Source organism: Psychrobacter pasteurii, assembly GCF_900162815.1.
Classification (GTDB): Bacteria; Pseudomonadota; Gammaproteobacteria; order Pseudomonadales; family Moraxellaceae; genus Psychrobacter; species Psychrobacter pasteurii.
The window spans coordinates 1-15,096 of sequence record NZ_FUGD01000076.1 but is presented as its reverse complement, the minus strand read 5'-3'; the positions used below and the strand labels follow the sequence as shown (position 1 = coordinate 15,096).

At 43.0% G+C, this 15,096-nt stretch carries 11 protein-coding genes and 1 pseudogene; 4 read left to right on the top strand and 8 right to left on the bottom strand.

Annotated features, from left to right (window positions below; translation table 11 throughout):
• Positions 1-325 precede the first annotated feature (325 nt).
• Together metW and metX are read right to left on the bottom strand one after the other, a co-directional pair.
• Positions 326-937: a methionine biosynthesis protein MetW gene (gene metW, locus A1232T_RS06250; RefSeq protein WP_077448606.1), complete on the bottom strand. Its 612-nt coding sequence runs from the start codon at positions 935-937 to the stop codon at positions 326-328.
• Positions 934-2,202, bottom strand: a complete 1,269-nt coding sequence (gene metX / locus A1232T_RS06245; RefSeq protein ID WP_279625890.1) for a homoserine O-succinyltransferase MetX — start codon at positions 2,200-2,202, stop codon at positions 934-936. The genes metW and metX overlap by 4 nt, the downstream gene beginning before the upstream one ends.
• 392 nt (positions 2,203-2,594) lie before the next feature.
• Between metX and hemH the strand changes: the two genes are divergently transcribed.
• Positions 2,595-3,614 carry a ferrochelatase gene (hemH, locus tag A1232T_RS06240; protein ID WP_077448605.1) on the top strand — a complete coding sequence of 340 codons (1,020 nt, stop codon included), beginning with the start codon at positions 2,595-2,597 and terminating at the stop codon, positions 3,612-3,614.
• A gap of 164 nt (positions 3,615-3,778) precedes the next feature.
• Here the strand turns inward: hemH and A1232T_RS06235 are convergent, their stop codons facing one another.
• Positions 3,779-3,970, bottom strand: coding sequence for a hypothetical protein (locus A1232T_RS06235; RefSeq protein ID WP_077448604.1), 192 nt, complete (start codon positions 3,968-3,970; stop codon positions 3,779-3,781).
• Between the two features lie 184 nt (positions 3,971-4,154).
• On the bottom strand, positions 4,155-4,574 hold the full coding sequence (locus A1232T_RS06230) for a hypothetical protein (protein ID WP_143513961.1): 420 nt from the start codon (positions 4,572-4,574) through the stop codon (positions 4,155-4,157).
• A gap of 619 nt (positions 4,575-5,193) precedes the next feature.
• Here A1232T_RS06230 and A1232T_RS06225 point away from each other — a divergent pair.
• Together A1232T_RS06225 and A1232T_RS06220 are read left to right on the top strand one after the other, a co-directional pair.
• Positions 5,194-6,957: an amidohydrolase gene (locus A1232T_RS06225; protein ID WP_077448602.1), complete on the top strand. Its 1,764-nt coding sequence runs from the start codon at positions 5,194-5,196 to the stop codon at positions 6,955-6,957.
• A 257-nt stretch (positions 6,958-7,214) separates the two neighbouring features.
• Entirely contained in the window at positions 7,215-8,468 is a 1,254-nt protein-coding gene (locus A1232T_RS06220; RefSeq protein ID WP_077448601.1) for an alkane 1-monooxygenase, read from the top strand.
• A gap of 53 nt (positions 8,469-8,521) precedes the next feature.
• Here A1232T_RS06220 and A1232T_RS06215 read toward each other — a convergent pair whose 3' ends face one another.
• Positions 8,522-9,568: a hypothetical protein gene (locus A1232T_RS06215; RefSeq protein WP_077448661.1), complete on the bottom strand. Its 1,047-nt coding sequence runs from the start codon at positions 9,566-9,568 to the stop codon at positions 8,522-8,524.
• 230 nt (positions 9,569-9,798) lie between these two features.
• Here A1232T_RS06215 and A1232T_RS06210 point away from each other — a divergent pair, with 230 nt between their 5' ends.
• Entirely contained in the window at positions 9,799-11,046 is a 1,248-nt protein-coding gene (locus A1232T_RS06210) for an oxygenase MpaB family protein (RefSeq protein WP_077448600.1), read from the top strand.
• A 1-nt stretch (position 11,047) separates the two neighbouring features.
• On the opposite strand, the gene A1232T_RS06205 is transcribed toward A1232T_RS06210, so the two are convergent.
• From A1232T_RS06205 to A1232T_RS06195, 3 genes and pseudogenes are all read right to left on the bottom strand, one after another.
• On the bottom strand, positions 11,048-11,314 hold the full coding sequence (locus A1232T_RS06205; protein ID WP_077448599.1) for a hypothetical protein: 267 nt from the start codon (positions 11,312-11,314) through the stop codon (positions 11,048-11,050).
• Positions 11,315-11,456: 142 nt separating this feature from the next.
• Positions 11,457-14,366, bottom strand: a complete 2,910-nt coding sequence (gene polA / locus A1232T_RS06200; RefSeq protein ID WP_244152402.1) for a DNA polymerase I — start codon at positions 14,364-14,366, stop codon at positions 11,457-11,459.
• A gap of 440 nt (positions 14,367-14,806) precedes the next feature.
• Positions 14,807-15,096: pseudogene (locus tag A1232T_RS06195) on the bottom strand (transposase); the annotation flags it as partial.

The following is a 15,096-nucleotide window of genomic DNA, read 5'->3' as shown; positions in this document are numbered from 1 at the left end:
CTAAAAATAACCCAATTTACCGTCTTCGGTTTGCGTTAAATTGGTAACATTTAAGATGATAATTACACTGTGAGTTTGATTAGAGGGGTCATGTCAATAACATATATTCGACACGATTTACATAGCTTAACACCCAAAAAGACGAAACTCAAACGCTGTTAACGCCAAAATAGCCTTTAACAATAATTTAACAGTCAAATTACCTCAGACTTTTGTAACTAAGTAATACTAGAAAGATTGAGGTAACAATTAAAGCTGTTTGGATGTTTTCAGTTTTAAAGGTTACCTCGAACAGTCTTTAGGGCTTTACTTAGACTTGGTGGCTCTATAACTTGGTAACTCTATAAATAGCCACGTCAGCCAATAGGTTAGGGGCTTTACGAATTATTGAGGCCATTAATGGAGAGTGCTTCTTGGAGTGAGAGTCGGTAACCGCAAAGCGATTTATGATTTTAATATCATTATCCGAGCACAGCTTTTCAAAGTCTTTGAAGGTACATAAATGAATGTTTGGGGTGTTATACCACTCATAAGGCAAAGCTTCAGAGACTGGCATTAACCCTTTTAAACCTAAATGTAGGCGGTTTTGCCAATGGGCAAAGTTAGGGAAGGTAATGACCGCCTCTCTCCCCACACGTAGCATGTCTAATAATAAAGTGTCAGGTGATTTCACCGCCTGTAATGCTCGTGCCATGACTACTGTATCAAAGCTATTGTCAGCAAAGCGGGCCAAACCGTCATTTAGATCTTGCTCAATGATATTCAGACCCTTGGCAATCCCGACATTTATGTTTTCTTCATCCAGCTCAAGCCCATATCCTGTAACGCCAAGCGTGTGTTGCATATGCTCAAGTAATGAGCCGTCACCACAGCCTAAATCCAAGACACGAGAGTGCGGGGCAATCCACTGTTTGGCAAGTTCATGGTCTATTCTCATGCTAGGCTCTCCTGAGTTTTGGCATTAATTTCAGTTTTAGTCTCAGTTTGTTGAGGGCGTACCTTGGGGTTAGGGCTTAAAAAAGGAGCATTTAAGAACCCTTTAATGGCGCCCATATAACGCGGAATATCAAACAAGAAAGAGTCATGACCATGGGGAGCATCAACATTGACATAGCTTACTTGCTTGTCGTTGGCCATTAATGCATCGACAATTTCTTGTGAACGGGCCGGAGCAAAGCGCCAGTCTGTGGTAAAGGAGACGATAAGAAATTGGCAATGAGTGTGTTTTAATGTCTGTTTTAAAGCTTCTAAATCTGACAAAGATTCATCATCGACATAATCGCGGGTAGGATCGAAGTAATCCAGTGCCTTGGTCATTAGCAGATAAGTGTTGGCGTCAAAGTTTTTACTAAAGCGCTCACCTTGATATCGTAAATAACTTTCAACTTGGAATTCTACGTCATAGCCATACATAAATTTGCCGGACTTTAAGTCACGACCAAATTTAGATTTCATGGCATCTTCAGTCAGATAGGTAATATGACCCACCATGCGCGCTAAAATTAGACCACGGCGAGGGTAGGTGCCCGCTTCCAAATAGCGGCCCTTATTAAAGTCAGGGTCAGATAAGATGGATTGACGCGCGACTTCATTGAAAGCGATGTTTTGAGCCGACAGTTTTGGCGTACTGGCAATAATGACGCAGCGCTTTAAGCGATCAGGATAATCAACTGACCACTGTAAGGCTTGCATGCCGCCCATAGAACCACCGACCACTGCGTGCCAAACGTCTATACCCAAACGATCAGAGAGCATGGCTTGGGTTTTTACCCAGTCTTTGATGGTAATTAAAGGGAAGTCTGGGCCATAAGGTTTACCAGGCGTTCCGGCATCGCTAGACTCTGGGATAGGTGTGGTTGGGCCTGTAGAGCCATGACAGCTACCAATATTATTTAGGCAGACCACAAAGAAGCGTGTGGTATCAATGGCTTTACCAGGGCCAATCATATTGTCCCACCAGCCAGGCTTCTTATCCTCTTCGCTGTGCCAACCGGCAGCATGATGACTGCCTGAGAGAGCATGACAAATCAAAATAGCATTGGATTTATCAGCATTTAATTCGCCATAAGTTTCATAAACCAGATCAAACTCAGGCAAAGTTCGGTTGCACTCTAAAGTTAGGGGGGTATCAAAATGCATCGTCTGCGGCGTTACAATGCCCACAGAGTTGGCAAATTTTGGATCTGTCGCGGTCGATTGGATACTCAAAATTACCTCAATAATGATATTTGCTATGTCAGTTAGGAAAGGGAGCAAAGAAGTGTTGGGTCATAGCTATTGTAGGCTTAAGGGCTTATAAGTACAACTTGCATCTGCGAGGGTCAGACCCATAATTGTCAGAGTAAGGTTTGGCCCTTAGGATCTAGCACTACTTTAGTAAATTGACCGTTAATAATGTTACACTGAAGCTTCATGGCCAATCAATATCTGTTGTCAATCAGCGACTTAAATGATAGTTATCAATTTTAAACTAAATCCTTTAATTTATATAACGAGATAAAGCTGAATTAAGGCAGATAATATAAGCCTAGGCTAGGCCCATTACGCTTTTATAAAATCATTAAATTTGATTTAGCAAGGACACTCAGCGCACTATGAAACCCAATAAGCCTCCCCGTATTGCAGTCTTGCTCGTCAACCTCGGAACCCCTGATGAGCCAACAGCCCCCGCAGTACGACGCTATCTAAAACAATTTTTGTCTGACCCAAGGGTAATTGAAATACCGCAGTTTTTGTGGGCGATTATTCTTAACTTGTTTGTACTGCCAACTCGTCCGAAGCGGGTGGCAGAAGCTTATGCCAGTGTTTGGGAAGGCGACTCTCCGATCCGTAAGATATTAGGCCAGCAAGTTGAGAAGTTACAGGCTCGTTTAGACGGTAGCATGGCACCTTTTGAGGTATCAGTTCATGCAGCAATGACTTATGGTAACCCAGGTCTGCCTGATGTGATGGATAAACTGCGTAGTGAAGGCGTGGACCATTTTGTTATCTTACCCTTGTTTCCTCAGTATTCAGCCACGTCAGGGGGCGCAGTCTATGATGCGTTAACCAAGTGGTCGCTTAAACAGCGTAACCTGCCCAATTACACTATTGTTAAAGATTACTTTGCCCATCCTTTGTATATCAAAGCATTGGCAGATTCGATACGCCGTTTCCAAGCCGTACACGGTAAACCTGAGAAGCTGATGTTTAGCTTCCATGGTATTCCTCAGCCTTACGCTGATAAAGGTGACCCTTATCCCAAACGCTGTAAATGTACCGCAGCTCAGGTAGCCCAGGAGTTAGGGTTAGCAGAAGATGAGTGGATTACCAGTTTCCAGTCACGCTTTGGCAAGCAAGAGTGGGTTAAGCCTTATACCGATGTGACCTTAGAGGAGTGGGGCAAATCGGGTGTGCGCTCAGTTCAAGTGGTCAGCCCAGCGTTTTCTGCCGACTGTTTAGAGACGCTTGAAGAGCTAGCGATGGAAAATAGAGATAACTTTATCAACGCTGGGGGTCAAGAGTATCACTATATTCCTGCTTTAAACGATGATGAGGCCCATATAGACTTAATCGAAGCCTTAGCGAAGCCTTTGGTTGCAGCTTGGGCAGTGACCTTAGAAGGTTGGGATTAGATTTTTGAAGATATGGATATAGTCGTTATTTGTCATAGCCGAACTAACCTTAGCTAAACTATAGTTAAACCAATGTAATAAAAAATCCCACTATCTTGGATAGCGGGATTTTTTGATAAAGACTCAAATCTCAAATATTGATTAACGATTATAGATACTCGAGACTAATCATCTTCATGACTATGAGGTACAGCTTCATCATCAGCAATATCACGGATATCAGGATAATCAGTGCTGTCTAAGCTCTCTTCTACCAAGACTTCATCAATACGCGCCTCATCAATGTTTTGACGGTGCATCGGCGTTAATCCTTCTTCAGCCACAATCTGATCTAAGTTATTCTCTGGATCCTTCATAACATTCTCCTAACGTGATTGGCTAAATAAATTGACCTCAAAGTTGAAGTCAGTAGCACAGTAGCCATTATTGCTTATAGGTGCTTAACCCTTACACTTCATTATAGAAGCAATGTTTCAGTTAATAAGTAAGGCTGAGTTATGAGTTGTTCGCATTCTGTGATAGAGGTAAAAAGTTGTAACGTTAGCTTTTATGAATAAATCTGCTGTTAAAGTCATCCAATTTAAAGCGCCATAAATATACAAAAGCAATAATATAAATGATGACCTCACAAAGCTCTTCAATTATGTTGCCGCTGACGGTACTGAACCCCATTTCATTTTCAGCCACATACTGAACAACAACTAGAATAGCAGTCACGATATACAGCTTTTTAGGGACCTCTTTGAGGACGGCCCAAACATAGCGGCGAGCATAGATAAGCAAGCCAAGAGCCGTTAAGGTAATGACTAATAAGGCAGCATCCTCCCACCAATCATAGCTTTGACCAATAAATACAAAGTCTTCAGGCACCAAAGCGTCTGATAAAAAACTCAGCTCACGACGAAGGGCAGAAAGAAAGACTAAGGTAGCGCCTATCCAAAAATATCGAGCGACATTCAAGTGGCTTTTTATGGCATAAAGCACACAAGGAACGATGGATAATACAAGTAAAAAGGCCTCAAAGTATTCAATGAGGCTGTCTTCGGTAATGATGGCTATCTCCTTAGTTTGCTTGAGAAAATAATGGGCTTGTATTTTATTAATAAAAATTAAACCTATTATTTTAATAGTTTAATTGTATTTAATAGTATGTCTTATTATAAATCATATTATCCCTAAAATAAAACCTTTAGCTCTTACTGGAAAGGAACAAATAATCACCGTGAGCTAAGGCTAAATTTGCTATGTTTGCTATCTATATAACTCTGACACTAAACCTGACACTTTATAAAGCGCATTGACGCTAGAAATTAAAGAGCCCTGTTGAAAAATATGCCCATTAAGCATTTAGGGGACGCTGACGATATAGCTGTAGCAATATTATACTTTGCAGCCGCTATTTCTGAGAGGCAAATGGCCAGACTTTGTTTGGTAGGATTGTAAAGGGCGGCGGTGTACAAGTTTTAGAGTAACTCCTTGATTGTCCAGGTATTTATATATGTGCACCTATATAAAAGCTTGCGACATCAAAAAAACATTTAAAAACTGTGTTGAACTTAAAGGGTATCCATAAATAGTTATGATTAAAAAAATTATCCCCGCTGTAGTGGGTCTAAGTCTTCTTGCGGGATGTGGCTCTAATACTGAAAATAAGGTCAGTATTGAGCCTAAGGCGACCAAGGTAGATAAAGCTCACCTGTATTACAACGGTGACATCATTCCTATGAGCACCCTTCAGCCTAGCACTGTGGAAGCGGTAGTAGAACAGCAAGGTAAGATTGTCTATGTTGGGAATTTGGCAAAGGCCAAAGATCAGTTCTCCAATATTGAGCACGTCGACCTTCAAGGTAGAACTCTATTACCTGGCTTTATAGACCCACACAGCCACTTTGGTATGGTTTCCAACACCATGGGCCAAGTGGATTTAAACCCACCTCCAGTGGGTACTATCTCTAGTATCGAGCAGATGTTAGCTGCCTTAAAAGCTTATAAAGCCGAGAATAATATTGCAGAAGGTGAGTGGATCTATGGTTGGGGTTATGATGAGAGTCAGCTGACCGATAAGCGACACCCTAATAAGTTGGAGCTAGATGAGGCTTTGCCTAATAACCCAGTTTATATTCAACACACCAGTGGTCATATGGGCGTTGCCAACTCACTGGCGCTTGAAAAGATGCAGGTCTCAGCGGCTACCAAGAACCCTGAGGGAGGCATGATTGGTCGACTGCCTAATTCAAATGAGCCTAATGGTTTGGTACAAGAAACGGCGATGTATCCCTTCGTTGGACACATGCTACAGGTGCTTAATAGCAAACAGGCTGAGTTTTTTGAGCAAACCCAAGACTTTTATGCTGCAAAAGGTATCACCACAGCACAAGATGGTATGACCGATAGAGAAGCCATTCGCTTCTTTCAGTCCCAGGCTGATCAAGGTAAGTTGAAAATTGACTTGGTATCGCTGGCAGGATTTAGTGAGCTTGAAAGTAACCTTAAAGATGCAAGTCTTAAGTTTAAAGATTACAAAAATGGCTTTAAAGTTCAAGGTACTAAAATTATTGCTGATGGGTCGCCACAAGGCAAAACTGCTTATTTTACTCAGCCTTATTTGACTAAGGTGGAAGGGTGTCAAACAGACTGTAAAGGCTTGCCGAGCCTGTCGCAAGATACGTTGAATGATTTATTTAAGTTGGCCTATAAAGCAGACAATCAGCTGTTCATTCATGCCAATGGCGATGCCAGTATTGATATGATTATTAAGGCGCATGAGGTTGCCTCTAAAGCGTTAAAGCAGCCTGTAGATAAAAACCGGCGTACCGTTGTGATTCATTCACAGTTCGTTAGACCCGATCAGTTAGAAACTTTTAAAAAGTACAATATTGAACCTTCCTTCTTTACCAATCATGCTTATTTTTGGGGTGATGTCCACGTTGAGAACTTAGGTAAACAAAGAGCCAATTTCTTAAGTCCTATCGTAAGTGCCGATAAATTAGGGCTTAAATATACCAACCACTCAGATGCAATGGTTACCCCAGTTGATCCATTATTTACGGTGTGGAGTGCAGTAAATAGGCTCTCTAGAAGTGGTAAGATTATTGGTGCTGAACAACAGGCCAGTCCTTATCAAGCCTTACAGGCAATTACCAGCCATGCAGCGTATCAATTGTTTGAAGAGGACAGTAAAGGGACGCTTGAGGTGGGGAAAGCAGCCGACTTTGTGGTACTTGATAAAAACCCACTAACGGTGAAGCCGATGCAAATTCGAGACATTAAGGTGGTCCAAACCATCAAAAATGGTAAGCCTATTTATCAGATCAACTCTAAGGCTACTGATGCCACACAGTAGCAGCTGATATGGCTATTTGCTATTTAACTTATTAATACTTGAATTTAACTTAAGCCCAGTCATTAGCACTGGGCTTTTTATTGCTACAACTTATTGCTATAACAACAAGCCGTTTGCGCTTATTGGTTAAATAATCTAATCTAGCTGTTAAGCTATTTCGTTTAGGAAGTAATGTTTGGAATTAGGGGGTTTGAGTTTATTGATTGCAGGATTAGCAATGGATAACCCCACTAAATCAGAAATACAGGGAATGTATCATGACTAATAACTTAAACTCACCTCAGAGTGAGCTTATCAAACGTGCCAGCGAGCCTGAAAGCTGGCAAGACCCAAAACGTAAACTGTGGCTACTTAGTCCTATGGCGCCGGTGATTGGGTGGGGCATGTGTTTGGCGGTGAAAGATCAAACAGGTTTTGATGCTAAAAATACCGCCATCGCTTGGGTAGGGAGTATTTTTACTTACGGCTTTATCCCGTTGGCAGATTATCTGATGGGGCTGGATAAAAGTAACTTATCAGAACAAGCCTATCAGCAGTTAGAAAAAGATGATTATTACCAAAAAATTGCCCACGCCTTTATTCCTTTGAACTATATCGCCTTATTTATCGCAGCCCATCAATTTACTCAGCGTCAATTGCCTTGGTACAACAAGCTGGGTGTTGCCATTACAGCGGGTATTGGTAGTGGCATTGCTATTAACACGGCGCATGAGCTTGGGCATAAGTCTGATAAATTAAACCGTACCTTGGCTCGAATCAGTCTTGCGCCTTCGGCATATGGTCACTTTGCTATCGAGCATAATTTTGGTCATCATCGCTGGGTGGCTACTCCCCAAGATCCGGCAAGCAGTCGTTACAATGAAAGCTTTTGGCAGTTTTTACCCCGTACCGTAATAGGGGGATTACGCTCCTCAATTAACATCGAAAAACGCCGTCTACTGCGTAAGAAAAAAAGCTTTTGGAGTAAAGACAACGAACTGCTACAAGGTTGGGCTATTACTGCTGTGCTTTATGGCGCTTTGTATAAGCTTTATGGGTCCAAAGTCATTCCCTTTATTGTGAGTCAGGCAGTGTATGGCTTTAGCTTACTGGAGTCTGTCAACTATCTGGAACACTATGGATTGCTGCGTCAAAAAGACAGCCAAGGAAACTTTGAGCGTACCCAGCCGGCCCATAGCTGGAACAGTAATAACATTGTCACTAACTTGTTTTTGTATCAGCTACAGCGTCATTCGGATCATCATGCTCATCCAAGCCGGGTGTATCAAGCGTTGCGTCATTTCGATGAGTCACCGCAGTTACCCAGTGGCTATGCCAGTATGATTATACCGGCCTACATTCCGCCTTTATGGTTCGCGATTATGAATAAGCGAGTGGTTGAGCATTATAAGGGTGACATGAGTAAGATTAATAAGCATGACAAACCACTTAGCCCACGTATGCAGCAGGCTACTGACGCTGTGCGTAAGGGGCTAGACTGGTTAGGTCGCTTTAAAGCCAAACAGGCTTAGTGCTAATGGCAGATGCACTCATATAATAGCCTGACTAAAACAGAGCAGACTGACTAAAAAAGAGCCTCTAATCTTAGTAGAGTGGATACGAAGTGGTCTTTATCTTGCTCTTTATCATTAAAGTAATTTAGCTCAGTCTGCAAAAACAACCAATCCCGCCAAAAAGGTTGGCGGTAGCTGAGGGTGGGACCATAGCTGTTTAAAGAAGGTTCGCTATGTTCAAAGTCGCCAAAGGCGGATAGGCCATAAGACAGTTGTTTGTCTTTGCCAAAAAAGTGGATTTGACGCAGTTCATTGGCCCAATCAGTCTCTTCCTTATCGCCTTCGTGACGATAGCGGATACTGACGTTGTTATTTATATAGCTGTTGCGGTCTAAGTTGTACTGAAAGTTTAGCTCGCCCTTAACAGTGTGCTCACTATCGCTACCATAGCGGTAATAATTATGGGTAGATATCTTCCACTCGTCTTGCTGATATAAGTCTTTATCTGCACTAAGTTTCAGATAGATATCATCTCCTGAGCGTATCCCTATATCAGCATCAAAGCCAAGGGCCTCCTCAATTTTGGACCAGCGTAATGCAATAGAGGCATTATCCTCACGAGCTCTTTTTCGATCATAGGTTTTATCCTGATAGCCTTGGTCATTATTTGAGTTTGCACTATCAGAACCTTTGGTCAGGATTCTTTCTTCATCTAGATCTTCATCACCGATAATTAAGCTTAAGCGCCTTTCTAAGACTGGTAATTTCAAGCGACCTCTAATTCTTGGTTTAACGGTGACATAACTGCCCTCAACAGGATCATCCGCCCAGCGTGTATCTAGCACCACACGTAAGTTTGCAGAGGCAGGCTTATTGGGGTCAGGCTCTCCAAACCAATCATCCATGGTATGCGCCCAATCTTTGAGTTTGCCTTGTACCTCTTCACGTTGATCGTCTGCCCACTCTGTGGCCTCTTGATTGAGCTCACTAAGATTTGAGGTTATGTCTGGAGAGTTTTCGGTTTTAGGGGGCTCTGCCTGATTATCATTAGCGAGGGCAGGGGATAAAATGGCTAAGCATGCCAAGGGCAAGATTCTGGTTTTGATGAACTGATTCATAGCAAAGCGGGTCACGGCGATAGTAAATAAGATTGAGGTAAATAAACCTAAATATCAAAAGAGAAAGCTTACGCCAAATTTATACAAAATAGAAGACAACTTGGCGTATTTGTTTAATAGATTTTTTAGTGAAATTCAAATACTTAGTATAAATTGGTAGAGTATAAGACAGCTTATCAGTAAGGTATTAGATTGATTAAGCCAGTATTTTTTAGATAAAAGGTATTAGTATGGGATATTCACAAGCGTCTGCAAGGATTTATGCGTATGGTCGCAGTGCAAGCCCGACCGAAAATAAAGAGCTGCAAGTGCTGCAGCGGATGCACAAGTTTTTATTGCCTAGAGGCTATCAATTGCAGCCCAAATGGCTTGATGACATTGCTGAGGGTTATGAAGTAACCGATCTGGCTGTCGATAATATTATTAATAAACACGGTAGATTTGCTGATGCTTTACAGCAGTCGATAATCGACAAAGCTGCTTTTGAGTCGTCCGACAAAGCGTATTTAATGAACGACCCTGATTTTAAAAAGCTGCATGAGCAATTTGCCACGCATCCTAAATGGTTCGATGCCAAGCTCGCTGAGAAAGGTGCTATTGCTTATAGACGCTACCCCCTGACTTTGGTTTGGCTACTGCGTAATGTGGCCTTGATGGCAGGCTACAGTATTCCTGCCTTATCACTGCCGTTAATCAAAACTGGAGCTTTAGTGCACGATGCCTTAGCGCGTCTATATCGAACTTATGGCTATATGATGGCGGTCTCTGAGCATCCCCAAATTACCGGAGATAATACGGTTTTAGCCATTGGCGGAGAAGCTTGGCGACAAACCATCCGTGTGCGCCAGTTGCACAGTCTCATTCGTAAGGGGCTTATCAAGGGCGATTGGGACAGTGAGTATTGGGGGCAGCCGATTAATCAATCCGATATGGTGGCTACTCATCTGCAGTTCTCACTGCTGATATCGAGGGGCCTTAAATGGCTTGGAGCACGTATTACTCCAGAGGAGGCCGAGGGCATTATGCACCTATGGCGCCTAGCGACTTGGTGGATGGGCGTGGATTTAGAGCGTATTCCAAAGACGGAAGAAGCCTCATGGGAGTGGTTTTATCATTATTTATCAGTACAAAAGCTGGACTTTGAGGTGGGCAGACCACTTGCTAAGGCATTGCATGACTTGCCGTCACAAATAATGGGTGAGACCAATTGGCGAGGGCATGCGGTGGAGCTGGTCAATGCCAGCGTTACTCGAACCTTTGTTGGAGATGATGTGGGTGATGGGCTAAATCTACCAAAGCTACCGCTACGACAAGCGGTATTAATCAGTGCGCCCATGCTGTTTGGTATCGATACCGCTCGCCGGCTGCATCCCAAGCTTGAAGCTCGTATTGAGCGCTTTAGACGAACCCGTCAGGACAATATGAACTGGTGGTTAAAAAAGCACGATCCTTATTATGCCAATAAAAAGACGCTTTAACTTATTTTTGCTGCCACAGCTCGTGTGCCTCAATCAATGACAGCTCAGGATAGCGTTTGCGCAGCTCTTTAATCGCTTTCACTTTATCTAGATGCGCTAAGTGGGCTCTTAAATATACCAGTCGCTCATCTTGAGACGTTTTGGTTGAAGAGCGGGCTGTTAATTGTTTGATTCTCGCTTCTAGATGCTCAATCTTTTTACTTTTAACATATAAAGAAATAAGTAGAAAAATAATGAACATCAAATAGCCGATTTGTTCTAAAGACATAAAGCACCTTTGTGGGTTTGATTGCTTTTTTATCGCCATAACCAGAGGATAACAAAAAGCGGGACTGGTAAGAAACCAATCCCGCTGACAGCAGCTATTCACAATAACAGATAAGCCCAATTGGCTTTGGTTAATTCATGCTTTAGTGAGCTTCATCCCAGTTGTTGCCTATGCCCGTTTCGACCAGTAGCGGTACCGCGAACTCAACGTCCCAGCCCATTTCTTTGGCAGTATCGCTAAGCACATTTTGCATGGCGTTTTTGATAAGTTCGCTAATTTCATCAACCTTATCTGCATCCACTTCGAACACCAATTCATCATGTACTTGCAATAACATCTTGGCGTTATCTGCAGGCAAGACTTTATCAACGGCAATCATCGCCAGTTTAATCAAGTCAGCGGCACTGCCTTGTAGCGGGGCGTTAATGGCAGCACGTTCCGCACCGCGGCGCACCATTTGATTGCTGTGATTGATATCAGGGGTATAAAGCTTACGCCCTAAAATAGTCTCGATATAACCGTTATCGACGGCACTGCTGCGGGTGTCCTGCATATATTGTCGCACCCCAGGATAGCGCTTGAAGTACTGATCAATATAATCTTGGGCTTCACCACGCGTCATCTCAAGCTGCTTTGCGAGTCCAAAGGCGCTCATGCCGTATAGCAGGCCAAAGTTAATGGCTTTGGCGTTACGGCGCTCTGTTGGTGTGACATCGGCAACAGGCTTGCCCAGTACTTCTGCGGCTGTGGCACTGTGAATGTCTAAGCCTTCGTTAAAGGCTTTGGTTAAGTTGCTGTCACCAGAGAAATGCGCCATCAAGCGCAGCTCAATTTGTGAGTAATCCGCAGCTAGCAAGACACGACCTTCAGGGGCAATAAACGCTTGACGAATTAAGCGGCCCGTCTTGGTGCGAATTGGAATGTTTTGTAAGTTAGGATCGGTTGAAGACAAGCGGCCAGTACTGGTCAAGGCTTGATGATAGCTGGTATGAACTCTATCAGTCTCTTTATCTGCTACCGCATCTAGCGCATCCGTATAGGTGCTCTTCAGCTTTGACAAGCTGCGATATTCAAGGGCAATCTCAGCTAAAGGGTGATCAATTTTTGACAGTACCGCTTCACCAGTGGAGTATTGACCTGACTTGGTCTTTTTACCACCGACAACGCCAAGCTTATCAAATAAGACTTCGCCCAACTGTTTTGGTGAGCCCAGATTAAACTCTTCGCCCGCTTCATAATAAGCCTGCTTTTCAAGCTCACCAATTTCTTCATCAAAGCGCTGTGACAGCTCGTTTAAGAAAGCTCTTTTAATCAAAATACCGCTTGCCTCCATGTCACATAAAATCTGTGACACAGGGATTTCAAGCTCATGCAATAGGCGTAAGTTGACCTCATCGTCTTTTAGCTGGGCTTGGAAAACCTCAAATAACTGATAGGTAATATCGGCATCTTCACAAGCATAATCACTGGCAATGTCCACGGCTACTTTATCGAAGGCAACCTGTTTGGCGCCTTTACCAGCCACATCTTCATAAGTAATGGTTTGGGTCTGTAGGTAATGGCGGGCAAGATCGTCCATACCATGACGTGTGGCAGCAGCGTTTAGCACATAGCTGGCTAACATGGTGTCCATTTTCCAATTGCTCGGCGTGATATTTAGATCAATACCGTAGCGGCGCAATACGTGGGCATCATACTTAATGTTTTGTCCAATTTTGCCAATCTTAGGATTTTCTAAAATAGGCTTTAGCTTGGCCAGAACTTTGTCTTGATCTAATTGCTTAGCAACCAGTGCATCCTCTTCTAAGCTATGATTTAGAGGGATGTAGTAAGCTTCATGGGCTTGTAGTGAAAAAGACAAGCCTACAATGTCTGCTTCTCGCCAATTGATACTGGTGGTTTCAGTATCTACCGCAAAGTGACTGGCCGTTGTTAGTCTTTGTAATAAGCTATCAAAAGCCGGTTCATCCAAAATAGTATGCCAAGCTTGATCGTGATCTTTGCTGTCTTTAATAATATCGATGATGGCAGACTGTTTTTGGTTTTGTAGAGTCTTAGCCACTTGGGCTTGTGATTCCGCTTCGGCTTTACTATTGGCTACGCTGTCTGAAGCCATATTGGCTGGGTGATTGGGATGAGATAGAGAAGCCAGCTCGTTTTTGAATTCCAGCTCAGTATATAACTCACGCAGCTCATCGATGTGAGCAGTTGGGTCCGTATCGATACGTAGATCATCCCAGTCTTGACCAATGTCTAAGTTGGTAACGATGGTAGCCAGCTGTTTGTCACGGGGAATATTGTCTGCAAATTCGACCAGTTTTTCACCCACTTTGCCTTTAATCTCACCAGCATTGGCTAAGATATTATCCACGCTATCGTATTTATTGAGCCATTTAACGGCTGTCTTCTGCCCCACACTGGGCACGCCTTTAATACCGTCAGAGGCATCACCCATTAAGGTTAGTAAATCAATCATCTGTGTGGGCTTGATGCCATATTTATCTTCAACTCCCTGCACATCTACCACTTTGCCTGAGAAGCTGTCCTCTAATATCACACAGTCATTAATCAGCTGCATCATGTCCTTATCGCCGCTGGAGATCACCACATGATGGCCTTCTTCAACCGCACGGTAAGTTAAGGTTCCGATAATATCATCTGCTTCAGCGCCTTCGATGCGCAATAAAGGAATGCCAAGAGCACGGACTAAGCGGTGGATATAAGGAATTTGCTCTGCCAGCTCAGGGTCCATCTTTGGACGATTGGCTTTGTACTCTTCTGACATGGTGTGGCGGAAAGTAGGGGATTTGGTATCAAAGCACACGGCCATATGAGTGGGGTTATAACGGCGCATGACTTTTAATAAGGCATTTAACGTCCCACGAATGGCGTTGGTGGTTAGCCCCTGAGTATTCATCATGTTCTTGGGAAGGGCATGATAAGTTCTAAATAGATAGTAGGAGCCATCTACCAAGATAAAAGGCGGCTGCTTTTTATCCACATGACCAGTATGCATTGAGGCAACATTAGGCATGTGTTCAAAGTCAGGCATCTCATTGGGATCTAATGCTGCATGAGAGGTATCCGTTGTGGTATCGGCAGCTTCAGTCATATCAGTAGTATCTTTAGTGGTTTTGTCAGTCATAGCAGATCACTTTTAATCAAAGTTATAAAAATAAGAAGTGGGTTTTTAAAAGACGGTTTTTTGATAATAGGTTTTTTATTTAAGCAGGATTTAGTAACCTGTCGATTGTTTCATTTAAGATTTATTAGAGTCATTATAACTAAAATTTTGACTGTCGTAAGGGTCATTACTTTTTGATTCAGGCTGATGGATTAGTAGCTTTAGTATAGGGCTGGTTAGTAGCCGTACACAAAATCAGCCTAATAAAAAACCCAAACCGCGATAAGGCAGTTTGGGTTTTAAAGTTTATGAAGCTTTGAAGTTTATCACCGGTCGCCGTAAAACCACCCACTTCAGGGCATAGGTATCTACACAAATTTACTAGCGGCATCAGCGAATTCACTTAGTTTGTCAGGGGGATAATGATTTACCAGTTCGGTAAAATTAAGCCACTGGAACAATCCTGCCATCACAGCAGGTGCGGTTATTGGTTTGCTCCGTTTCATTTGCCGACCTGAGAGGCGCACTAAAAACAAAGCAAACTCTTGTGACTGTTTATCAGATGCTTGCATAATACGCCACACGAGCGTACAAGCCTGAGAGGCAATTAACAACCGCTTAAAATAAGCGTCTGCACTTTGCTGTAACCAGGACTCTA